Source organism: Microbispora sp. NPDC046933, assembly GCF_040644635.1.
In the GTDB taxonomy this organism is placed as follows: Bacteria; Actinomycetota; Actinomycetes; order Streptosporangiales; family Streptosporangiaceae; genus Microbispora.
In genome coordinates, this window is sequence record NZ_JBEYWW010000007.1 from 45,855 (window position 1) to 67,745 (window position 21,891).

Genomic DNA, 21,891 nt, shown 5'->3' on the forward strand with positions numbered 1-21,891 from the left:
CGGCGCCCAGAGCGCCTCGACCCCATGGAGAACCGTGGATGACGTGATGCCCGCCATCCGGCTGAGCGCCGCGCTGCAGCAGCCGGAGTGGGGCGATGTCTCGCAGGTCCAGCGCGTCAAGGAAGTGCTCGCCTCCCGGCCCTCGCTCGTCAGGCCCGCGGACGTGCGCACCCTGCGTGCCCTCCTCGCGGAGGTCGCAGCAGGAAACTCCCTGGTCGTACAGGCCGGGGACTGCGCGGAGAACCCAGAGGAATGCACGCCGGAGCACGTGAGCCGCAAGTCCGCGGCGCTGGACGTGCTGGCCGGCGCGCTCAAGATGATCACCCACAAGCCCGTGCTGAGGGCCGGCCGGATCGGCGGCCAGTTCTCCAAGCCGCGCTCCAGCTCCACCGAGCAGGTCGGCGACCTCACCCTCCCGGCGTTCCGCGGCCACATGGTCAACGGCCCGGAGCCGACGGCCGAGAGCAGGCAGCACGATCCGCTGCGGATACTCACGGGATACATGGCGGCCAGCGACATCATGGAGCACCTCGGCTGGCGCGGATCGTCCGCCCGGTCCCCGATAGACCCGCCCCTGTGGACCAGCCACGAGGCGCTGCTCCTCGACTACGAGGTTCCCATGCTCCGCAGGGACGCGTCGGGAAGGCTGATCCTCGGCTCCACGCACTGGCCCTGGATCGGCGAGCGGACGCGGCAGGTGGAGGGCGCGCACGTCGCCCTGCTGGCCGAGGTCGCCAACCCGGTCGCCTGCAAGGTGGGCCCGAAGATGAGCAAGGACGAACTGCTCGCCCTGTGCGAGCGGCTCGACCCCGAACGCGAGCCGGGCCGGCTCACCCTGATCTCCCGGATGGGCGCCGACCAGGTCGCCTACGCCCTGCCGCCGCTCGTCGAGGCCGTCAGGTCCGCCGGACACCCCGTCGTCTGGCTCTGCGATCCCATGCACGGCAACACGGTGGTCACCCCGTCGGGGCACAAGACCCGCCTCGTGCCGACCCTGCAACGGGAGGTCCGCGAGTTCGTGACCGCGGTCGAGAGCGCGGACGGAGTGCCCGGCGGCCTCCATCTGGAGACCACGCCCGACGACGTCACCGAATGCGTCGCCGACGAGGACGGCTTCGGCCAGGTGGGCGACCGGTACACCAGCTTCTGCGACCCCCGGCTGACCCTCTGGCAGGCGGTCTCGGTCATCTCGGCCTGGGGCGGCTGACGCGACGGCTCCCAGAAAGGACTTCCATGTCCGGCATACCCGCAATCAAGCCCTACCCTCTTCCGGCCGCGGGCGACCTGCCTTGCAACGCCGCGGGCTGGACGCCCGACCCCGCTCGTGCCGTGCTCCTGATCCACGACATGCAGCGTTACTTCGTCAGGCCGTTCCCCGACCCGATCAGGCACGAACTCGTCCAGAACATCGCGCTGCTGCGTGACAGGAGCGCGGCGCTCGGCGTCCCCGTCGGCTACACGGCCCAGCCCGGTGACATGAGCGAGGAGGAACGCGGGCTCCTCAAGGACTTCTGGGGACCGGGCATGCGCCGCGCCCCCGAGGACCGGCTCGTCGTCGACGAACTCGCCCCCGCGCCCGGCGACTGGACGTTCACCAAGCTGCGATACAGCGCGTTCTTCCGGTCCGACCTGCTGGAGCGCATGCGGCGCGGCGGCCGCGACCAGCTCATCGTCTGCGGCGTGTACGCGCACGTCGGAGTGCTGATGACGGCCGTCGACGCCTTCACCAACGATCTGGAGACCTTCCTGGTCGCCGACGCCGTCGCCGACTTCACCGCCGGCTACCACCGCATGGCCGTCGAGTACGCGGCCGAACGCTGCGCGGTCGTCCTGACGGCCAAGGAGGTGTTCTCGTGAGCGCGCCGGGCACAGGCGGAGGCGACCTGCTCGGCACGGTGCTGGATCTCCGCGCGCCGGCCTTCGCGCTGCTGCACCGGCCGGACGCGAACGGGCCGGGCCTGCTGGACGTCCTGATCGGCGAGGTCGCCCACCTGGACGAGCTGGCGGACATCCCGCTGCCCGGTCCCGGGCACCGTACACCTGACCACGGTGTGTCCGGGCAGCGGGAGCCGGCGGCGGGCGGCCGCCACCACGCGCTCGTCGTCGTCCCCTATCGGCAGGTCCGCGAGCGGGGCTTCGCCTGCGCCGACGACGGCGCCCCGCTCATCGCGATGACGGTGACGCGACAGGGCACGGTTCCGGTCGCCGAGGCGCTGGACAGGATCCCCGGCCTGCCCTTCGCGGTCTCGGGCGGGCACTTCGACGTGAGCGACGACGACTACGCCGAGATCGTCCGCAGGGTCGTCAAGGAGGCGATAGGCGAGGGGGAAGGGGCGAACTTCGTCGTCAAGAGGTCCTTCGTCGCCGACATCGGGAACTACACGCCCCGCTCCGCCGTGGCCTTCTTCCGGCGCCTGCTGGAGGTCGAGTCGGGCGCGTACTGGACCTTCGTGGTCCACACGGGCGAGCGCACGTTCGTGGGAGCCACTCCGGAGCGGCACGTGACGCTGCGCGACGGCGTCGCGACCATGAACCCGATCAGCGGCACCTACCGGTATCCGCCGTCCGGACCGTCCCTCCACGGGGTGATGGACTTCCTCGCCGACCGGAAGGAGTCCGACGAGCTCTACATGGTCCTGGACGAGGAACTCAAGATGATGACGCGGATCTGCGAGCCCGGCGTCCGCGTGACGGGCCCGCGGCTCAAGGAGATGGCACGGCTCGCGCACACCGAGTACTTCATCGAGGGCGAGACCGGCTGGGACGTGCGCGACATCCTCCGCGAGACCATGTTCGCCCCGACCGTGACCGGCAGCCCGGTGGAGAACGCCTGCCGGGTGATCCACCGGTACGAGCCGCACGGCCGGGGGTACTACAGCGGAGTCGTCGCCCTCATCGGGCGTGACGAGGCCGGCCGGCAGACCCTCGACTCCTCCATCCTCATCCGGACCGCCGACATCGACGGCGCCGGCCGGGCGCGCATCGGCGTCGGCGCCACGCTCGTACGCCACTCCGACCCGATGTCGGAGGTCGCGGAGACCCGGGCGAAGGCCGCCGGCCTGCTCGCGGCGCTCGACACCGGCGACAGCGGCCGGCTCAGGACCCGCCCGGAGGTCCGTGAGGCGCTGGAGCGGCGCAACGCGAACATCGCCGGCTTCTGGCTGGGCAGGCCCGCCGAGGGCACGGCCGCCCAGCCGCGGTCGGCCCAGCCACGGTCGGCCCAGCCACGGTCGGCCCAGCCACGGTCGGCCGGGGTGCGGACGCTCATCGTCGACGCCGAGGACACCTTCACCTCGATGCTGGACCACCAGTTGCGCAGCCTGGGGATGTCGGTGACGGTGCGTCGCCACGACGACGCCCCCTCGTTGGACGGGTACGACCTCGTCGTGCTGGGGCCCGGTCCCGGTGACCCCCGCGACGGCGCCCACCCCAAGATCGCTTTCCTGCGGGCCGCCGCGGACGCCCTCCTGTCCGGGCGGCGCCCCTTCCTGGCCGTCTGCCTGAGCCACCAGGTTCTGTCCGCGCGGCTCGGGTTCCCGCTGCAGCGCCGCGACGTGCCCAACCAGGGGGTGCAGAAGGAGATCAGCCTGTTCGGCGCGCGGGAGCGCGTCGGCTTCTACAACACGTTCGCCGCCCGCGCGGAGGCGGACCGGACCGAGATCGACGGCATCGGCACGGTGGAGGTCTGCCGCGATCCGGCGACCGGCGAGGTGCACGCGCTGCGCGGCCCGCGTTTCTCCTCCATCCAGTTCCACGCCGAGTCGGTGCTCACCGAGAACGGCCCGCGCATCCTGGGCTCTTTGATGAAAGGACTGCTGTCGTGACGATGGCTGACCAGTCCGTGCTGGAGGGGGCGCGTCCGTACGTGGTCGTCGACGCGTTCACCGACACGCCGCTGCAGGGCAATCCGGTCGCCGTCTTCTTCGAGGCCGAGGACCTCTCCGCCGAACGCATGCAGCGCATCGCCAGGGAGATGAACCTGTCGGAGGTCACCTTCGTTCTCCCGCCCCGGCAGGGGGGCGACGCCCGCATCCGCATCTTCACGCCGGTGAACGAGCTCCCGTTCGCCGGGCATCCGCTCCTAGGCACCGCCATCGCGCTGGGCGAGGGGCGCAGGAACGACCGGCTCAGGCTGGAGACGGCGATGGGAGTCATCGCCTTCGACCTGGAGCGGGTGAACGGGAGGGTCGTCGCCGCCGAGATGGGGCAGCCCGTCCCGACCTGGGCGGAGTTCGACCGTGCCGAGGAGCTGCTCGCCGCGCTCGGCCTGACCTCCTCGACGCTGCCCGTCGTGATCTACCACAACGGTCCCCGGCACGTCTTCGTCGGGCTGGAGAGCATGGCGGCGCTGTCCCGGGTCGATCCTGACCAGCGCGCGCTGGCCGCCTTCCCCGACATGGCGACCAACTGCTTCGCCGGTTCCGGCTCGACCTGGCGCAGCCGGATGTTCTCGCCCGCGTACGGCGTGGCCGAGGACGCGGCCACGGGGTCGGCGGCCGGTCCGCTGGCGATCCATCTCGCCCGTCACGGGCGCATCGGGTTCGGGCAGTGGATCGACATCCACCAGGGCGTCGAGATGGGCCGTCCCTCCCTGATGCGGGCCCGCGCCGACGGCGCCGCGGAGCACGTCACATCCGTGCGGGTCGGCGGCTCGGCCGTGACCGTCGCCCGCGGCGTGATCTACGCCTGAACGGCGCGGCCCCGCCCGCCCGGCCGGCCGCGCCCCCTCTCCGCCCATGTGATCGGGGCGGTCCGCGGTCCGCGGGCCGCCCGCCACCCCCACACAGCTCCGGAGGCGACAGTGAGCAGCAGGTTCGAGAGTCTGACCGGCGCCATCGACCGCGCTTTCCCCGAGTACGACATGCCGCCGGCCGAGCCGATGGATCTGGCGCGGCAGTGGATCGCCGGGGCGGTGGAGGCCGGGGTGCGCGAACCGCTGGCCCTCGCACTCGCGACCGCCGACCGCGGCGGCCGGGCCTCCACCCGAATGGTGGCCGTCATCGACGTCGGAGAGCGGGGTCTGGTCTTCACCAGCCACAGCACGAGCCGGAAGGGCCGGGAGATCGCCGAGACCGGCTGGGCCTCGGGCCTGCTGTACTGGCGCGAGACCGCTCAGCAGCTGAGCTTCTCCGGCCCGGTGGTCATCCTCCCCGAGCCCGAGGCGGAACGGCTGTGGAACGCCCGGCCGGTGCCGCTGCACGCGATGTCGGCGGTCTCCCGGCAGAGCGAACCCCTGGAGGACGTCGCCCGGCTCAAGGCGGAGGCGGAGCGGCTGTCGTCGTACGGAACACCCCTGCCGCGACCGGCGCGGTTCGCCGGATACCGCCTGGAGCCTGCCGCCGTCGAGTTCTGGTCGGCCGACGCCGACCGGCTGCACCGGCGGCTGCGTTACGACCGGACTCCCTCCGGTTGGCACATCTCACGGCTGCAGCCGTGACCCCCTCCCCGCAGGGACAGGAAACACGAAGGAGTGCAACCTTGACCGACACGACAAACACCGACTTCGACGCGATCGTCGTCGGCACCGGCTTCGCCGGGATCTACATGCTGCACAAGCTCCGCAACGAGCTCGGCTTACGGGTCCGGGCCTTCGACCGGGCCGGTGGCGTGGGCGGCACGTGGTACTGGAACCGCTACCCCGGCGCCATGTCGGACGTCGAGGGCTTCGTCTACCGCTACTCCTTCGACAAGCAGATGCTCCAGGAGTGGGAGTGGACCACCAAGTACACGCCCCAGCGGGAGCTGCTCGCCTACCTCGAGGCGGTCGTCGCCAAGCACGACCTGGGTAAGGACATCCAGCTGAACACCGGCATCGAGAGCGCGGTGTTCGACGAGGCCCGTGGCGTCTGGACCGTCGGCACCGACACCGGCGAGACCTTCACCGCACGGTACGTCGTCACCGCGCTCGGGCCGCTGTCGACGGCGAACATCCCCGAGATCGAGGGCCGCGACAGCTTCCGGGGCAGGATCGTCCACACCGGCTCCTGGCCCGACGACCTCACGATCGACGGCAAGCGCGTCGGCGTCGTCGGCACCGGGTCCACCGGCACCCAGTTCGCCTGCGCGGCCGCCAAGGTGGCCGAGCACCTGACGGTGTTCCAGCGTTCGGCGCAGTACTGCGTCCCGTCCGGCCACGGCCCGGTCACCGATGAGTACGTCGCGGAGGTGCGGGCCGGCTACGACCGCATCTGGGAGCAGGTGCGCAACTCCCGCGTCGCCTGCGGGTTCGAGGAGAGCGACGTCCCCGCGATGAGCGTCTCGGAGGAGGAGCGCCGGCGCGTGTTCCAGGAGCACTGGGACAAGGGGAACGGCTTCCGCTTCATGTTCGGCACGTTCTCCGACATCGCGACCGATCCGGCGGCCAACGAGGCCGCGGCGGAGTTCATCCGGTCGAAGATCCGGGAGATCGTGAAGGACCCGGAGACGGCGCGCAAGCTGCTGCCGACCGACTTCTACGCCAAGCGCCCCATCTGCAACCCCGACTACTACGAGATCTTCAACCGCGACAACGTCACGCTGGTCAGCATCAAGGAGAACCCGATCAGGGAGATCACTCCCAAGGGTGTGGTGACCGAGGACGGAGTGGAGCACGAGCTCGACGTCCTGGTCTTCGCGACGGGCTTCGACGCCGTGGACGGCAGCTACAAGCGCATGGACATCCGCGGCCGGGGCGGCGAGACGATCCGGGAGCACTGGGAGGACGGTCCCACCAGCTACCTCGGCGTCGCCACCCACGGCTTCCCCAACCTGTTCATGGTCCTCGGCCCGAACAGCGCCTTCAGCAACCTCCCGCCGGGCATCGAGGCACAGGTCGAGTGGATCGCCGACCTGATCCGCACGGCGGAGGAGAACGGCACGACCGTGATCGAGGCCACCCGGAGCGCCGAGGACGAGTGGACCGAGACCTGCAGGCAGCTCGCGGACCACACGCTCTTCCCCAAGGTGAAGTCGTGGATCTTCGGCGCCAACATCCCCGGCAAGAAGAACAGGGTCATGTTCTACTTCGCGGGGCTCGCGTCGTACCGGCTCAAGCTGAGCGAGGTGGCCGAGGCGGGCTACGAGGGATTCGACCTGCACTCCAGCCCCTCGCTGACGCCGGCCTGAGGCCGGCGCCGGGTCTTGGCGGAGACCACGCGGGTTCCGGGGTGGGTCCGGCGCGGCAGCGCGCGCCGGACCCCGTCACCGGGTCACGCCCGGCTCGCTCCCGCGGGCCGGCGGGCGGGACCGTCCGGGACGGCAGGGAAGGCCGTCCCGGATCGGGCGCGCCCACTTGAGATAAACGTCATTTCCTGCTCTGTGGACGAGATATTCGGTGAGAGACTCTCGTGTTCGGGGCTCTCGATTAATTAACAAACGGGCTTGACTCTAATGGTTCTTTATCGGATACGATGAAGTCATGAGTGAGACCGTGATTCGCGTCGACGATCAAGTCGCAACCTTCATCAACATCTTCGACGTCGACCCCTCGAAGCAGCAGGAACTAATCGGCATTCTGAACGAGGGCGCCGAGAAGGTCATGCAGCACCGGCCCGGCTTCGTCTCGGTGAACATTCTCGCCAGCGCGGACGGCAGCCGGGTCGTGAACCTCGCCCAGTGGCGCAGCCCGGACGACATCAAGGCGACCGCGGGCGACCCCGAGGCGCAGGTCTTCGCGAAGAGGGCGGCGGAGATCGCCAAGGCGACGCCGCAGGCCTACAAGGTCGTCTCCGTCTACCACGCCTGACCAGGCACTCCGCGTCGAAACCCAGAAGCCGGCCCGGGCCCCGGGCACGGCACGCCCCGTCCCGCCTCTCGGCATCGGCGGGACGGGGCGTCGCCCGCATCCCGTAAGCGGGCCCGTGTCCGGGGCCCGGCCCTCACCACATCGCTGCGGCGCCCACCGAAGTGACGAAGAGTAGCCATTCCGGCCCAGGGAGCGCGACGCCATGACGACTGCCAACACCGCCGACATCGTGATCGCAGGCGCGGGGATAGGGGGGCTGGCCACCGCGCTCGCCCTGCACGCCAAGGGAATCGACGCGGTCGTGCTGGAGGCCGCGGCCGAGCTCCAGCCGCTCGGAGTGGGAATCAACATCCAGCCCGCCGCGATCGGCGCGCTGACCGAGCTCGGGCTCGGCGAGGCGCTGGCGGCCACCGGCATCCGCACCCGTGAGCACCGCTACCTGGACCACAGGGGCGCCACCCTGTGGACCGAGCCCCGGGGCGTCGCCGCTGGTCACGAACACCCCCAGTACTCCATCCACCGCGGTGAGCTGCAGATGCTCCTGCTCGCGGCCGTCCGGGACCGGCTCGGTCCCGACGCCGTACGGACCGGGCTCCGCGTCGACGGCTTCCGGCAGACGGCCTCCGGCGTCCACGTCCTCGCGTACGACGAGGCGGGCGGGGCGGTCGAGTTCGAGGCCGCCGCGCTGGTCGGCGCCGACGGGATGCACTCCTCGGTCAGGTCCCGGCTCCACCCCGACCGCGCCTCGCTGTCCCCGGCGGGCGTCGACATGTGGCGTGGCCTGTCCGAGGTGGACGAGTTCCTCGACGGGCGCACGATGATCCTGGCCAACGACGAGCAGGCCACCCGGCTGATCGCCTACCCGATCTCCAGGCGCCACGCGGAGCGCGGCAAGGCGTTGGTGAACTGGGTCTGTCTGGTCGCCGCCCCCTCGAAGAGCCTGTCCGACGGCGCGGGGTGGAACCGCCCGGGACTGATCGAAGAAGTGCTGCCCCACTTCGCCGAGTGGGACTTCGACTGGCTGAACCTCGCCGTCATGCTCGCTCGCAGCCCCCGCATCCTGCGCTATCCCATGGTCGATCGCGACCCCCTCCCGCACTGGGGTGAGGGCAGGGTGACGCTGCTCGGCGACGCCGCCCACCTGATGTACCCGATCGGCGCCAACGGCGCCTCGCAGGCCGTCATCGACGCCACCACGCTCGCCGCCGAGCTCGTGCGAGGCGACGACGTGGCCGCCGCGCTGGAGCGGTACGAAGCGGCCCGGCGCCCCGCCACGACCGCCATCATCCTCGCCAACCGGAACATGGACGGCGCCGAGCGCGCCATCGCCGGCCGATCCGGCCACGACAAGGCCGCCGAACTCGCGACGATCACTCACCGTTACCGGATGACCGTGGAGCAGCGGCAGCCTCTCGCCTGAGCAGATGGACCGCCCCGGCCGTAGCCGCACTCGTCTCCGGGGCGGTCCATCCTGGCGGGTGTGACCGGCGGACCCGTATCCCAGGCCGGGAGCGGAAATCGCCGCGCCCGGGGGAAAGGCGACCGGTGAATCGCGGAAGCCGCCGGGTCGTCCGGCGTCGCGACGACGGGGCGATTCGAATTGACGGACATCGTCCGATCGGATTTCGATTTTCGCGCGCACAGCAATTTGGCATCCTGACAATGTGTTTACAGGATGCCAATTCATTGCCCCGGAACCCGGCTCGACCCCGGTCCGGTGTGGCTCTGAAAGGCGGACGTCAACGATGCGAAACGGCCTCCTGTCCGTTCGTGGCTCCGCGCCTCGCCATTAAGACGAGTCGCGCCGCGGAAAGGTGACACGCCGCGGGCGGTGTCCGCCGGCGGGCGGACACCGCCCTCATCCGCTCACCGCATGCGGGCCGCCGCCCCGGTGCCCGCCTGCCGGTGGGCCAGCTCGGACACGGCGGTCCGCGCCGCGGCCAGCGAGTCCGCCGCCCCGGTGCCCGCCTGCCGGTGGGCCAGCTCGGACACGGCGGTCCGCGCCGCGGCCAGCGAGTCCGCCGCCAGGGGCTTGAAGTGGGCCAGGGCGGGCACGTCGGAGGCCCGGGTCATCTCGGCGTGCACGAAGTGCAGGTTCTCCGGGGCCACGCCCAGCTCCGTGAAGTACGCCCGCAGGTAGGGCGTCTGGAAGTCGAAGTCCTCCCGTGGTGTGCCCGGCACGTAGCTGCCGCCGCGAGCGGCGACCACCACCACGTTCGTCTCCCGGAGCAGGCGGTCCCCCGTGCCGGCGTCGAGGAACGCCCCGGGGAAGGTCACCCGGTCGATCCACGCCTTCAGGGACGCGGGCACGGAGAAGTTGTACATCGGGACGCCGACCAGCACCGTCTCCGCGGCGCGCATCTCCGCGATCAGCGGCAGGGTCAGCGCCCACTCGCGCTCCTCGGCGGGGCTGCCGGCCATCTCCGCCACCTTCGGCAGCGGAACCGTGCCGTGTCTCTCCACCCGGATGCCGAGGGAGACGAAGGCCGGGGAGACCAGCGGGACCGGTTCGGCGGCGAGGTCGCGGTAGCGGTAACCGGCGCTCCCGTGGAGACACCGCCACGTGTCCGCGTAGAGCGCCGTCAACTGCCTGGTGACCGAGTCACCGCGGCCGCTGGCGCTGGAGTCCAAGTGAAGCAGGGACCTCACAGGCTCACCCCCTGTCGCTGCGAGTACATCGCGAGCTCCTCTCTGGATACGTTCCGTCACTCCCTATGACGCTGGGTAGTCGGCAGAGGTGACAGGGGCACTCGGACGGAGTCACCGATGCGAGGGCGCTCGGTCGGGACGGAGGGCGTGGGGCCGCGCCTGTGAGTAGGGTGCTGAGCTCGTGACATCGCATTCGGAGCCGCGCGGGCGTCCGTCGGGACCGGAATGGGCCGAGGCACGGCGACGCCTGAACGGGCACAGGCACGAGCTGGCCGCGGCGGCGGATCGGCTCTATCCCGGACTCGCCAGGGCCGGATCGACCCGTCTGCTCACCCGGGACGGCTGGACTGCGACCCCATGGACCCTGGCCACGCCGCTCGATCTGCGCGAGGTGCGGCTCGGCTGGGTGGAGGACGCCCCCGCCCCTGTCGTGACCGGCCGGGAACCGGAGGCGGCGGCCCTGCTGCCGGAGGGCGCCGGCGCCTACCCGGACGCGCTGGGGACTCTCGCCCGCCCCCGGCTCTTCGAGGACCGCACCTGCTACCGGCTGCTGGAGGTCGCCTGGCCGGAGCTGACCTTCACCCGCGCGCGCTACTTCGACGGCGTGAGCGTGGGAGAGGCCGCCGCCCACGAGTTCGCCGCCCACTTGTTCCCCGCCCACAAGGTCCCCGCCCACAAGGTCCCCGCCCACGAGTTCCCGGCCGGCGAGTTCGCCGCCCACGAGGTTCCCGCCGGCGAGTTCGCCGGGCATGGAGGCGGGCGGCCGCTGCCGTTCCGCGCCCTCGTGGGCGACCCCACCGACCTGCGCCGCCGGCCCGCGCTCTGCGCGATCTCCACGCTGACGCTGCGCCACGACCGCCGTACGGGGGAGACGTCGTTCGTCCTGCACTGGCGCGACCCGGCCCGGGTGGCGCACGGCGGCGGGCTCTTCCAGGTCATGCCCGTCGGGGTGTTCCAGCCGGCGCACGAGTCCGCGGGCGCGGAGAAAACCGACCTCGACCTGTGGAAGTGCGTGGTCCGCGAGTACGCCGAGGAGTTCCTCGGGCGGGGGGAGGAGTACGGCGACGGCTTCGACTACGAGCGCTGGCCGTTCTACCGGCTGCTGACGGACGCCCGCGAGGACGGGCGGGTGCGCTCCCTCGTGCTGGGCGTGGGGGTCGACCCGCTGACCTTCGCGACCGACTTCCTCGTGGTGACCGTGCTGGAGGCGGAGACGTTCGACGCCGTCTTCGGCGAGGTCGCCGCCTCCAACAGCGAGGGCCAGGTCGTGGGGCGTGTCCCGTTCGACGCGGAGACCGTGCGGAGGTACGTCCGCGACGAGCCGATGCAGGCGGCGGGCGCGGCCGTGCTGGACCTCGCCTGGCGGCACCGCGAGGCGCTGCTGTAGTCACACGGGTGCCGTCCCCGCCGGCCGATCAGGCCGGCGGGGACGGCGTGTCGTGAGGAGGCTCAGCTCGCGGGGGTGAGCGCGCCGGCGCCGCCCACGATCGGCAGCGTCACCGTGCTCTTCGTCGTGTCGAGGTGCAGCCGCGCGCCGGGGGCGGGCCGGATGGTGTACTCGTAGTCGCTCGACAGCAGCACGACCCCGATCCGGTGCCCCGCGGGGAAGACGTAGTCGTGCGGCTGCAGGTCGAAGTCGAGGCGGTAGGGCGTGCCGGGCTTGACCGGCTCGGTCCGCGAGATCGACTTACGGTTCTGGGGGTCGGTCCAGCCCCGAGTGATGATCTTCGCCTTGCCGTTCTGGTCGTAGTCGACGAGCAGCGCCGTGACGTTCGCGGCCGGCTGGTCGAAGGACATCCGCAGCGACACCCGCGGAGTGCCGCTGAGCCTGGCCGCCGCGGCCAGCGCCTCCGACTTGTACGCGAGGCGGTTGGGCGAGGTGGCGGCGTCGGCGAGGGTCTGCGCCCGCTTGGTGGCGTCGTCGACGATCGTCTCGGTCACCGGCCTGCCCACCCGGGTCCTGTCGGAGGTGAGGACGCCGGCCGCGCCGCCGGCGCCAGGGGCCAGGTTCAGCTCGGTGTCCGAGCTCGCCGGGTCGGGCCACTCGGCGTACTGCACCAGGGTCCTGTCCTCGCGCTGGACCAGGGCGCGGGGGTCGTTCTCCACGCCGTTCCGGTAACCCCACAGGTAGCGGGTGAACCAGCGGTTGAGCACGTCGACGCTGGGGGAGCCGCCGTGCCCGCCCTGGTGCAGGTAGATCTTGTGCGGCACCCCGCGCGCCCTGAGCGCCTCGTACCACTGCGCGGCGTGCTTGGTCTTGACGTTCCAGTCGTTGAGGCCGTGCGCGACCAGCACGGCGGCGTGGACCTCGCCGACGTCGTTCATGTAGTTGCGCTCGTCCCAGAAGGCGTTGTAGTCGCCGGTGACGCGGTCCTGCGCCTTCGCGAGCTCCTCGATGACGCTCCGGCAGACCTGCTTGTCCGCGCGCGTGTAGACGTACTCCGCGAGCACGTCGGTGTCCTCGCCCTGGTAGCCGCCGGGGGCCACGACGGCGCCGTTCGCCCGGTAGTAGTCGTACCAGCTGGAGATCGCCGAGATCGGCACGATGGCCTCCAGCCCCTCGACGCCGGTGCTCGCGACCGCGTTGGGCAGGGTGCCGTTGTACGAGGTGCCGATCATGCCGACCTTGCCGGTCGTCCACGTCGCGGTGACCTCCCGCCCGGAGGCGTCGTACGCCTTCGCGCGGCCGTTGAGCCAGTCGACGACGGATCTGGCGCCGATGGTCTCGTTGCGCCCGCCGGTGGTCGGGCAGCCGTCGGACTTGCCGCTGCCCAGCGACTCGGCGTGGACGACCGCGAAGCCGCGGGGCAGCCAGTTGGACTCGTGGCTGGTGCTGATGACCGGCTGCGGGCCGGTCGCCGCGGCGGACGCGTCCGCGCCGCCGGCCCCGGCGTCGTCCGCGGCCGCCGCGGCGAGGCGCTCGTCGGCCGCGGGGTCGAGCACCCCGCCGCCGCGGTTCAGCCAGCCCTTGCCCGGGCGGAGCGCCTCGTGGAGCTCGTGGTCGACGTCATGGTTGGTGATGGGGTTGCCGCCGGCGTAGTAGGGACTGACCTCGTACACGACGGGCGACTTCAGGCCGGCCGTCTCGGTCTCCTTGAGCCGGGTGACCTCGGCGTGCACCCGGTCGTTCCGCCCGTCGCCGTCGCTGTCGACCGGGGTCTCGACCCACACCTCCTCGCGGATCCAGTCGTTGCGGTTGGACGAGAACACCGGCTGCGCCATGCCGTCCTGGAACACCGGTCCGACGGGGACGGCCGCGCCCACGGGGGCGGAGTTCACGGCGACCCCTGTGACGGTCGTGGCGACGGCGAGGCCCAGCGCCGCCGCGCCCCGGCGTGCGGCTCCCGTACGGCGTGACGCGGCTGGCGGTACGGGACCAGGCGTCACCCGGCGCGATTGGGACATCGGCAAACCTTCCAAGAACGATCGGGGGGATCCGGGCCGGGGGAATCGGCCCGTAGGGGGCGATGCTAGGGGTGGAAGTGCGGAATGTCTTCGGACGGCCGTTCTGTCTTGATCGCGATGATTTTCGACAGATGTCGAAGTCGTAGGGAGAAGCTCGGCCTCAGCCGGACGCCGGCGCGGAACCGTTCCTGGCGAGCCAGGCGGCGTAGTGCGGGCGCCCGGCGATGGCCTCGCGGTGCGCCTCGATCGCGAACTCGACCAGTTCCCCTGCCCGCTGGGCGAGCGGCCCGTCCTGACGCCAGGCCACCAGGTGCCTGAGCCACAGCGGGGTGCCGGCGAGGGGGCGCACGACGATCCCCGGGCCCTCCTGCACCGTGGCCTGGCAGGGGGAGACCGCGTGGCCGCCCTCGACGAGCTGCCTGATCAGCGCCGGCTCGGTCATGCTGTGCGGGACGCGGGGAGTGAACCCGGCCTTCTGACATGCGGTGTAGACGCACTCCGGCCAGCCGACCCCGTCCGGCGGCGAGATCACCCAGTCGTCGCCGGCGAGGTCGGCCAGCTCGACCTCCTCCCGCCCGGCCAGCGGGTGCCGGCTGCTCATCAGTACGAAGACCGGTTCCGTGGCGACCACCCGCATGCCGACAGAGGGGGGCGCGGGCAGCTCGTTGCCCGGATAGTCGACGAGCGTGGCCGCGTCGAGGCGCCGGGAGGCCAGCAGGTCGAGCAGGAGCCGGGGGGAGTACTCGGTGTGCAGGGTGACCGACACGCCGGGCATCGTGAAGAGCCGGTTGACGAGCCCGGACAGCACCGGCGTCACGTACCCGCCGACCCGGGCGAGGCCCGGCCGGCCGTCGTACGCGCCGATGCCGGTGACCAGTTCGTCGACGGCGATCAGGATCGACCTGGCACGGGTGAGCACGAACTGGCCGAACGGCGTCGGGGTGACGCCGGAGCGGCCGCGCCGGAAGATCTGGCCGCCGAGCGCGCCCTCGACCCGCTGCAGCTGCGCGGTGAGCGCGGGCTGCGACACGCCCACGGCGGTGGCGGCCCTGCTCAGGCTGCCGGCGTCGGCGATCGCGCAGATCACGCGGAGGTGGCGAAGCTCCACCTGCACGTGGTCTCCCTTCCGCCGGGCCTCCGTTCGGCCCTATAACGCGTGCACTATAGCCGTCCGGCGATCAGCTGACGTTCCGGGCCATGGGCCATAAAACCGGAGTTATCCCCATCTGGGATATGCCTGCGCGGAAGCGAGCGCGCATAGTGCTGGGCACACCCCCGATTCGCTCTGGAGGTCCCCCCATGCCCGCGCGCAGGCCGCTCACGACCCTGGCGGCCCTTTCCCTCACCGCGGCGTCGCTCGCCGCTCCCGCACCCGCGCACGCCGCCGAGGCCGGCAGCGCCACCGTGGTGCCCATCCAGGTCACCGGTGACCCCGCCAAGCGGTTCAACCTGATCATCATGGGCGACGGCTACACCGAGGCCGAGCTGCCGAGGTTCGCGGCCGACACCGACCAGCAGCTCAACGTGATGTGGTCCATCGAGCCGTACAAGTCATACCGGAACTACTTCAACGTCTACCGCGTCGACATCGTGTCCGGCGAGTCCGGCGTCGGCTGCGACCCCGGCCTGGAGGCGGGGAAGAAGAACACCCCGCTGGGCATGGCCTTCTGGGGCGGCTGCAACCCCGGCAGCGTGCAGCGGCTGATCACGATGAGCAACAGCGCGGCCAACCGGTACGCCGGCATGGTGGCCGGGACGAGCAGCGCCAACCGGCAGATCCTCGCCCTCGCCAACAGCGGGACGTACGGCGGGGCGGGCGGCACGTACGCCACCTCGTCCGGGCACAACTCCATGTCCGCCCTCATCGCCCCGCACGAGATCGGCCATTCGCTGGGCGGCCTGCAGGACGAGTACACCTACTACAGCCGCGGGGTGGACGGCGGGCCGTACCCCGGCGGCGAGCCGAGCTCGGCGCACCACACCCTGCTGACCGGGCAGCAGATGAAGGACCAGCGGAAGAAATGGTGGCGCTGGCTCGGCGAGCCGAGCGAGGCCGGCGGTGTCATCGGCAGGTACGAGGGCGGCCTCTACTACAGCAGCAAGGTCTGGCGGCCGAGCGAGCACTCCATCATGCGGACGCTCGGCTACTACTACGACCAGGTCGGCCGCGAGGTCATGACCCAGCGGATCGCCGCCAAGACCAGCCTCGTCCAGGACGGCACGCCCACCACGGCCGCGGTCGGCGCCGACCGCGTGCTCTGGGTGGAACCGCTGCACCCCAACAGCCACGCGCTGACCGTCACCTGGAGCGTCGACGGCGACGACCTGCCCGGCGGCGCCGCCGCGCTCGACCTGCGCGCCCTGAAGCTCACGCCCGGCACGCACACGGTCAAGGCGACCGTCACCGACCCGACCGAGTTCGTCCGCGACCCGGCCGTCCGCGCCAGCGGTCTCACCGCGACGCGCACCTGGACGGTGGACACCTCCGTCACCACCACGCCCGCCGGGATCGCGCCCGGGCTGGTCTCGTCCACCCCCACCGAGCGGCCCGTGGCCCGCGACGAGGTCGTGTACGTCGAGACCACCCACCCCGACGACGCCGTGCCCGCGGTCACCTGGACTCTGGACGGCAGGACCGTCGGCGAGCGCGACGCCGACCTCGACCTGTCCGCGCTCGACCTCGCCCCCGGCGACCACACGCTGACCGCGTCCGCCGGCGACGACACGCGCACCTGGACCGTGGACGCCACGCCGCCCACGACCGCGTACGAGCTGTCCGAGCCGCTGGTGCGGTCGGGGGAGAACTACGTCTTCAACGGTCCCTTCACCATGCGGCTGAACGGCGGGGACGACCACGACGGGTTCGTGGTGCGCGAGTCGCGCGTGGACGGCGACGGGTGGTTCAACTACTTCGGCTGGCCGACCTCCGCCGACGAGCCGTGGCTGTTCACCGAGACGGGCACGGTCATCGACAGCCTCACGTACGGCAGGCTGCCTCGGGGCAGGCACACCGTCGAGTACCGGTCGATCGACGCGAGCGGCAACCGCGGGACGCCGCGGAGCTTCGGCGTGACGACCCTCGCCGCGCCGCCCGCGTGCACCACCACGGTCACCGGCACGCGCAACGGGCCGCTGACCGTGCGGTCCGGGGTCACCTGCCTGGACGGCGCCCGGGTCGACGGCGTGGTGACGGTCGGCTCCGGCGCGTCCCTCGTCGTGAAGGGCGGCACGATCAGCGGGTCGCTCGCCGCGACCGGCGCCGCCGAGGTGCACCTGCTCAAGGCGGCCGTGCGCGGTGCGGTCACGATCCACGGCACCACCGGGCACCTGGTCGTGGCGGGCTCCGACGTGCGCGGCTCGGTCAGCCTGACCGGCAACACCACCGCCGACGCCCCCGTCGTCACGGGAACCGCCGTCAGCGGCGCGCTGACCTGCGCCGGGAACAGCCCCGCGCCGTCCGACGCCGGAGTGCCGAACGGCGTGACCGGGGCGGGCCAGTGCGCGGACCTCGTCGACGACCCCCGGGCGAAGGGCCACCCGGCCGCCCCGTACGCGGCGGTCGTGAACGGAGACGTCCCGGAGAAGGGCGCCGGCGCCGTGGACGAGCACGCGCACGAGTGACGTCCGTCGACGGCCCGGGTTCCCGGCGGCGCCGCGAGGTTCTCGCCGGAGGCCCTCGCCGGTGACGGCCGGAGGGGACGCCCGCACAACGGCGTGCGGGCGTCCGACGGGCCGGGCGGGGCGTCAGTAGCCGTAGCGGCTCTTCAGGTGCCGCCAGACGTCGCGCAGCATCCACGCGTCGAACTCGGTGATCGACGTGGCGGAGCCCGCCTTCATGAGGAAGCAGCACTGCCCGGACGGGGTCCAGTCGTAGAAGTCGTCCAGGCCGAAACCGTGCCCGATCTCGTGGAGGAGGATGTGGATGTCGTCGCTGCCGAGGTTGTCGACCAGATACTCGCTGCCGACGCGCTGTCCCCAGGCCCCTCCCATGCCGCCGGTCATGCCCTCGGTGAGCCACAGCGACATGTCGTAGTGGTGGGAGGCGCCGCCCGGGCAGCCGGAGTAGGCGCCCGACTGGTCGAACAGGCGTCCGCACGGCTCGGCGCACTGTGGCGCGTTCTCGCGCATGTCGCCGACGTACACGTCCACAGAGTCGTCGCTCCACTGCAGCAGGGCGCGGTCGCGCACGGCCCAGCCGACCACCTTCACGGGCACGTCGGCGTACGGCCAGCCGTTGTGGCCGGCCATCACGTCCGTCCACTTCTTGAACGACCTGGCCAGCGCGGCGTGGATCCGGTCGCGCAGCTCCGCCGAGACGGGGGCGCTGGAATCCCAGCGGACGCAGTAGTTGACGCTGCCGCCGTTGGCCATGATCTGGTCCCAGGCGTAGTTGCGGTAGCCGTACAGGTCGGTGTTGGTGGACTCGACGTGCCGCCAGACCTCGTCGAGCGGCGCGACCAGGTCGGCGGGCGGGCTCCAGCCGCTCGGCGTGGCGGCGGCGTCGGCGAGCGCCCTGATTTCCAGCAGCCCGACCGAGGCCTGGCCGCTGTTCAGGACGACGCGCAGCCGGGTGGTCGTGACGGCGGGGAACGTGACGGTGTTGTAGGTGTCGATCGCGGTGGGGTAGGAGGCGGGGATGTCCACGTACGCGCCGCCGTCCCAGCTCTGGAGCCTCCACGAGGCCGGCAGCCGGACGCCGCCTCCGTCGTCGAAGAAGTAGACCTGCACCGATGAGATCGTCTGGGCGGACGGCCAGGTCAGCAGGGCCCACTGCGCGCCGTCCTCCGGCCAGGTGCCCCAGCGGCGGTTCCGTGTGTCGTCGGAGCGAGCCGGGTCGACGCCGTCGTTGACGGCGGCCACGCTCTCCCAGGGAGAGGTGTAGGAGGCGGAGGCGGTGGCCGACGGGGCCACGTTCGCGACGGCGGCGCCGGCGCGCGCGGGCGCCGGCAGGAGGAAGCCCGCGACCAGCGCGAGAACGGCGAACAGTCGCCTCATGCCTGTCTCCTTCGCGGCACGGTGAGCGCTCACGGGCCGCTGTCGGGGGAGTGCTGTGGAGCGGGAGTGTTCCGAGTTTTTTCCGTCACAAATGGGGTGTCAAGCCCCCAATAAGGACGATGTGGCGAGCGAGGGGCCGGCGCTGGCGCGGCCGCCGCGGCTTCCAGGGCGACCCGGTGGGTTTCGGAACAAGCCGCTGATTTTAGGATGACCTGGTCGTTTGAGGGTGACGAGGTGGTTTCCGGGATGACAGGGCGTGGATGACAGGGTGGTTGGAGACGACCAGGTGGTCCCGGATGAGGCGGTGGCCCGGGCGGAGACGGTGGTCCAGACGGAGACGGCGCGGAAGGACGACGTAACGCGGCGGAGCGCTGCGAAGCAGGGGCAGGGCCGCGCCCGGTCCGCCGCATGGACGCGGCGCCTGGCGGTCGCCGCCCTGGTGCTGGCGGCGCTCAACCTCAGGCCCGCGGTCACCAGCCTCGGGCCCGTGCTCGAAGAGGCCCGCGCCGCCCTCGGGATGAGCGCCACCATCGCCGGACTGCTCACGTCCGTGCCGGCCGTGTGCTTCGCGCTGGTCGGCTCGGCCGCCCCCCGCCTGGCCCGCCGTCACGGACCGGACGGGGTGGTCCTCGCCGGAATGGCGGCGGTCGCGGCCGGGCTCGCCCTGCGCCCGTTCGTCGCGAGCACCCCTGCCTTCCTCACGCTGAGCGGTCTGGCTCTGGCCGGGATCGCGCTCGCCAACGTGCTGCTGCCGGTCGTGGTCAAGCAGCGCTTCCCGGACAGGGTCGGCATGATGACCGGCCTGTACTCCATGGCCCTCAACCTCGGCGCCTCGACCGCCGCCGCCGTCACGGTGCCCCTCGCCGGCGCGTTCGGCGGTGACTGGCGTGCCGGTCTCGGAGCCTGGGCCGTCCTCGCCGCCGTCGCCCTGCCGCCCTGGCTCGCCCTCGCCCGCGGAGGCCGGCGGCCGATCGAGCGGCCGGTCGAGCGGCAGGCCGAGCGGCCGGCGGGCGGGGACGCCGCCGCGGCGGCCGTGGCGCGGGTACCGATCGCCCGTAGTCCCACGGCCTGGGCGCTCGCCGTGTATTTCGGCCTGCAGGCCACCTCCGCGTACGTCATCATGGGCTGGCTGCCCCAGATCTTCCGCGACGCCGGGCTGTCCGCCGGGGCCGCCGGCCTGCTGTTCGCCGTCACCTCGGTGCTCGGCGTGCCGCTGTCCTTCGCGCTGGCCGCCGTCGCCGGACGGCTGCGGGACCAGAGCGGCATCGCCGTCCTGCTCGGAGCGTTCGGGCTCGCCGGGTACGCCGGACTGTGGGCGGCTCCGGCCGCCGCGCCGTGGCTGTGGGCGGTGCTGCTCGGCGTCGCCAACTGCTCCTTCCCACTGGCTCTCACGATGATCGGGATGCGCGGCCGGGACGGCGCGACGGTGATCCGGCTGTCCGCCTTCGCGCAGAGTGTCGGCTACCTGCTGTCGGTCCCGGGACCCATCCTGGTCGGAGCGCTCTACCAGCACACGGGCGGCTGGCAGGGGCCGCTGGCCCTCGTGACGTGCCTCATGCTGCCGCAGATCGCGGCCGGATACTTCGCGGGCCGCGACCGGCAGGCCGCCTGACGCTGTGTGACCCCTACAGCCGGGCGTCGGCGAGGACGGGGATGGCCGCCCTGGCGCGTGCGACCTCGTCCGGATCGATCTCGACGTCGATCAGCCGCGCCTGCGGCCCCGCCTCGGCCAGGGACCGCCCCCAGGGGGAGACGACCACACTGTGCCCGATCCCGGTCGGCGCGGAGCCCGCGCCCGTGCCGTCCGGCGGGCTCGCCTGGCCGCAGGCGACCACGAACGTGGTCGAGTCGAGCGCCCGGGCACGGGTCAGCAGCCGCCACTGGTCCAGCTTGCCCGGGCCGTCGCCCCAGGACGCGCAGAGCACGACGACCTGCGCCCCCTGCCGCGCCAGCCGGGTGAACAGCCCGGGGAAGCGGACGTCGTAGCAGGTGGCCAGGCCGATCCGCACCCCCGCGACGGTCGCGGTCACGGGCTCGGTCCCGGGGGCGACGGTGTCCGACTCCCGGTAGCCGAACGCGTCGTAGAGGTGGATCTTGTCGTAGGCGGCGTCCACGTCCGGACCGGTCAGCAGCAGCGTGTTGCGGACGCGGCCGTCCGGTGCGGGGGTGAACATGCCGACGGCGAGCGTACGTCCGGACTCGCGGGCGACCGCCCGCACGCCGTCCGCCCAGGGGCCGTCCACCGGCTCCGCGACCTCCCGCAGAGGCAGGCCGAACCGGCGCATCATGGCCTCGGGAAAGACGACCAGATCGGCCCCCGTGTCCGCCGCACGGGCCGTCCACTCCCGTACGAGGCGCAGGTTGTCCTCGGGATCGGGGCCGCTGTTGACCTGGGCGATGGCGACGCGCATGAGGTTCCTTCCTTGTCTACGACCTGTATACATTGTGCTCGTGAACGGTGTCGGAGAGCGGTTGACCGGGCGAGAGCGGGCCTTGACCTATCTGCGCGAGGTGGTGTTGTCCGATCCGGCCCGGGAGGGCACCTTCGTCAACGAGCAGCAGCTGGCCGAGGATGTCGGCCTCTCCCGGACGCCGGTGCGGGAGGCTCTGCTGATCCTGGCGTCCGAGGGCCTGCTGCAGATGCTCCCCCAGCGGGGGGTGTACATCTCCCCGCTGTCCGCGCGGGAGATCCGCGAGCTGATGGAGCTGCGCGGGGTCATCGAGCGCTACGCCGTGACCGTCCCGGGCCTGGACGCGGAGGCGACCGGGACGGCGATGCTCGGCGTGCTGGAGGAGCAGGCCGCGATGGCGGGCGACGCCTCACGGCGGGACGCCAAGGCGTTCATCGAGCTGGACCGCCGCTTCCACCAGTTGATGGTGGACGCGGCCGGGAGCTCGCTGCTTTCCCGGACGTACGCGGGGCTGCGCGAGCGGCAGGTCCGGGTGGGCATCGCGGCGCTGCGGGCGGGTGACGGGCGCTGGCGGGACGTCTGCCTGGAGCACCGGGCGATCGCCGAGGCGGTGCGCGCCGGCGCCGTCGCCGACGCGCACGCCGCGATCGACGCGCACCTGCGGATGACCTCGGACGCGCTCCTGGCCGTCTAGGCCGCCGGTCCTGG

17 protein-coding genes are annotated in these 21,891 nt (G+C 72.0%); 12 read left to right on the plus strand and 5 right to left on the minus strand.

Annotated features, from left to right (window positions below; all coding sequences use genetic code 11):
- Positions 1-34: 34 nt before the first annotated feature.
- The 8 genes from ABZ857_RS11420 to ABZ857_RS11455 all read left to right on the plus strand — a co-directional run bounded on the left by ABZ857_RS11420 (position 35) and on the right by ABZ857_RS11455 (position 9,143).
- Entirely contained in the window at positions 35-1,207 is a 1,173-nt protein-coding gene (locus ABZ857_RS11420) for a 3-deoxy-7-phosphoheptulonate synthase (protein WP_357041245.1), read from the plus strand.
- Positions 1,208-1,233: 26 nt separating this feature from the next.
- Complete coding sequence (locus ABZ857_RS11425) at positions 1,234-1,857, plus strand: isochorismatase family protein (protein WP_357041248.1); 624 nt, start codon at positions 1,234-1,236, stop codon at positions 1,855-1,857.
- Positions 1,854-3,824, plus strand: coding sequence for an anthranilate synthase family protein (locus ABZ857_RS11430; protein WP_357041251.1), 1,971 nt, complete (start codon positions 1,854-1,856; stop codon positions 3,822-3,824). Before ABZ857_RS11425 ends, ABZ857_RS11430 begins: the two co-directional genes overlap by 4 nt.
- Before the next feature lie 2 nt (positions 3,825-3,826).
- Positions 3,827-4,690, plus strand: a complete 864-nt coding sequence (locus ABZ857_RS11435; RefSeq protein WP_357041871.1) for a PhzF family phenazine biosynthesis protein — start codon at positions 3,827-3,829, stop codon at positions 4,688-4,690.
- A 111-nt stretch (positions 4,691-4,801) separates the two neighbouring features.
- A complete protein-coding gene (gene phzG / locus ABZ857_RS11440) occupies positions 4,802-5,437 on the plus strand; it encodes a phenazine biosynthesis FMN-dependent oxidase PhzG (RefSeq protein WP_357041254.1) in 636 nt (211 codons plus the stop codon).
- Between the two features lie 41 nt (positions 5,438-5,478).
- Complete coding sequence (locus ABZ857_RS11445; RefSeq protein WP_357041257.1) at positions 5,479-7,104, plus strand: NAD(P)/FAD-dependent oxidoreductase; 1,626 nt, start codon at positions 5,479-5,481, stop codon at positions 7,102-7,104.
- Between the two features lie 292 nt (positions 7,105-7,396).
- A complete protein-coding gene (locus ABZ857_RS11450) occupies positions 7,397-7,723 on the plus strand; it encodes an antibiotic biosynthesis monooxygenase (protein ID WP_357041260.1) in 327 nt (108 codons plus the stop codon).
- A gap of 202 nt (positions 7,724-7,925) precedes the next feature.
- Positions 7,926-9,143, plus strand: a complete 1,218-nt coding sequence (locus tag ABZ857_RS11455; protein ID WP_357041263.1) for a flavin-dependent oxidoreductase — start codon at positions 7,926-7,928, stop codon at positions 9,141-9,143.
- A 446-nt stretch (positions 9,144-9,589) separates the two neighbouring features.
- Here ABZ857_RS11455 and ABZ857_RS11460 read toward each other — a convergent pair whose 3' ends face one another.
- Positions 9,590-10,372 carry an NAD(P)H-dependent oxidoreductase gene (locus ABZ857_RS11460; protein ID WP_357041266.1) on the minus strand — a complete coding sequence of 261 codons (783 nt, stop codon included), beginning with the start codon at positions 10,370-10,372 and terminating at the stop codon, positions 9,590-9,592.
- A gap of 181 nt (positions 10,373-10,553) precedes the next feature.
- Here ABZ857_RS11460 and ABZ857_RS11465 point away from each other — a divergent pair, with 181 nt between their 5' ends.
- Positions 10,554-11,759: a hypothetical protein gene (locus tag ABZ857_RS11465; protein WP_357041269.1), complete on the plus strand. Its 1,206-nt coding sequence runs from the start codon at positions 10,554-10,556 to the stop codon at positions 11,757-11,759.
- Positions 11,760-11,821: 62 nt separating this feature from the next.
- Here ABZ857_RS11465 and ABZ857_RS11470 read toward each other — a convergent pair whose 3' ends face one another.
- The gene (locus tag ABZ857_RS11470; RefSeq protein ID WP_357041272.1) at positions 11,822-13,777 is read right to left on the minus strand and encodes a Xaa-Pro dipeptidyl-peptidase; all 1,956 of its coding nucleotides are present in this window, start codon (positions 13,775-13,777) and stop codon (positions 11,822-11,824) included.
- 160 nt (positions 13,778-13,937) lie between these two features.
- Entirely contained in the window at positions 13,938-14,891 is a 954-nt protein-coding gene (locus ABZ857_RS11475) for a LysR family transcriptional regulator (protein ID WP_357041275.1), read from the minus strand.
- 185 nt (positions 14,892-15,076) lie between these two features.
- On the opposite strand from ABZ857_RS11475, the gene ABZ857_RS11480 reads away from it, so the two are divergent.
- A complete protein-coding gene (locus ABZ857_RS11480) occupies positions 15,077-17,398 on the plus strand; it encodes a M64 family metallopeptidase (protein WP_357041278.1) in 2,322 nt (773 codons plus the stop codon).
- Between the two features lie 123 nt (positions 17,399-17,521).
- Here ABZ857_RS11480 and ABZ857_RS11485 read toward each other — a convergent pair whose 3' ends face one another.
- Complete coding sequence (locus ABZ857_RS11485; RefSeq protein WP_357041281.1) at positions 17,522-18,772, minus strand: hypothetical protein; 1,251 nt, start codon at positions 18,770-18,772, stop codon at positions 17,522-17,524.
- Between the two features lie 256 nt (positions 18,773-19,028).
- On the opposite strand from ABZ857_RS11485, the gene ABZ857_RS11490 reads away from it, so the two are divergent.
- Positions 19,029-20,384: an MFS transporter gene (locus ABZ857_RS11490; RefSeq protein WP_357041284.1), complete on the plus strand. Its 1,356-nt coding sequence runs from the start codon at positions 19,029-19,031 to the stop codon at positions 20,382-20,384.
- A 13-nt stretch (positions 20,385-20,397) separates the two neighbouring features.
- On the opposite strand, the gene ABZ857_RS11495 is transcribed toward ABZ857_RS11490, so the two are convergent.
- Complete coding sequence (locus ABZ857_RS11495; protein ID WP_357041287.1) at positions 20,398-21,183, minus strand: carbon-nitrogen hydrolase family protein; 786 nt, start codon at positions 21,181-21,183, stop codon at positions 20,398-20,400.
- A 40-nt stretch (positions 21,184-21,223) separates the two neighbouring features.
- Between ABZ857_RS11495 and ABZ857_RS11500 the strand changes: the two genes are divergently transcribed.
- Positions 21,224-21,877, plus strand: a complete 654-nt coding sequence (locus tag ABZ857_RS11500) for a GntR family transcriptional regulator (protein WP_357041290.1) — start codon at positions 21,224-21,226, stop codon at positions 21,875-21,877.
- Positions 21,878-21,891 lie beyond the last annotated feature (14 nt).

Excerpts from the sequence above, each read along its gene's own strand:
- ABZ857_RS11425 (WP_357041248.1), top strand. The coding sequence starts at position 1,234 with ATGTCCGGCATACCCGCAATCAAGCCCTACCCTCTTCCGGCCGCGGGC.
- ABZ857_RS11435 (WP_357041871.1), top strand. The coding sequence starts at position 3,827 with ATGGCTGACCAGTCCGTGCTGGAGGGGGCGCGTCCGTACGTGGTCGTC.
- ABZ857_RS11450 (WP_357041260.1), top strand. The coding sequence starts at position 7,397 with ATGAGTGAGACCGTGATTCGCGTCGACGATCAAGTCGCAACCTTCATC.
- ABZ857_RS11455 (WP_357041263.1), top strand. The coding sequence starts at position 7,926 with ATGACGACTGCCAACACCGCCGACATCGTGATCGCAGGCGCGGGGATA.
- ABZ857_RS11470 (WP_357041272.1), bottom strand. The coding sequence starts at position 13,777 with ATGTCCCAATCGCGCCGGGTGACGCCTGGTCCCGTACCGCCAGCCGCG.
- ABZ857_RS11480 (WP_357041278.1), top strand. The coding sequence starts at position 15,077 with ATGCCCGCGCGCAGGCCGCTCACGACCCTGGCGGCCCTTTCCCTCACC.
- ABZ857_RS11485 (WP_357041281.1), bottom strand. The coding sequence starts at position 18,772 with ATGAGGCGACTGTTCGCCGTTCTCGCGCTGGTCGCGGGCTTCCTCCTG.
- ABZ857_RS11495 (WP_357041287.1), bottom strand. The coding sequence starts at position 21,183 with ATGCGCGTCGCCATCGCCCAGGTCAACAGCGGCCCCGATCCCGAGGAC.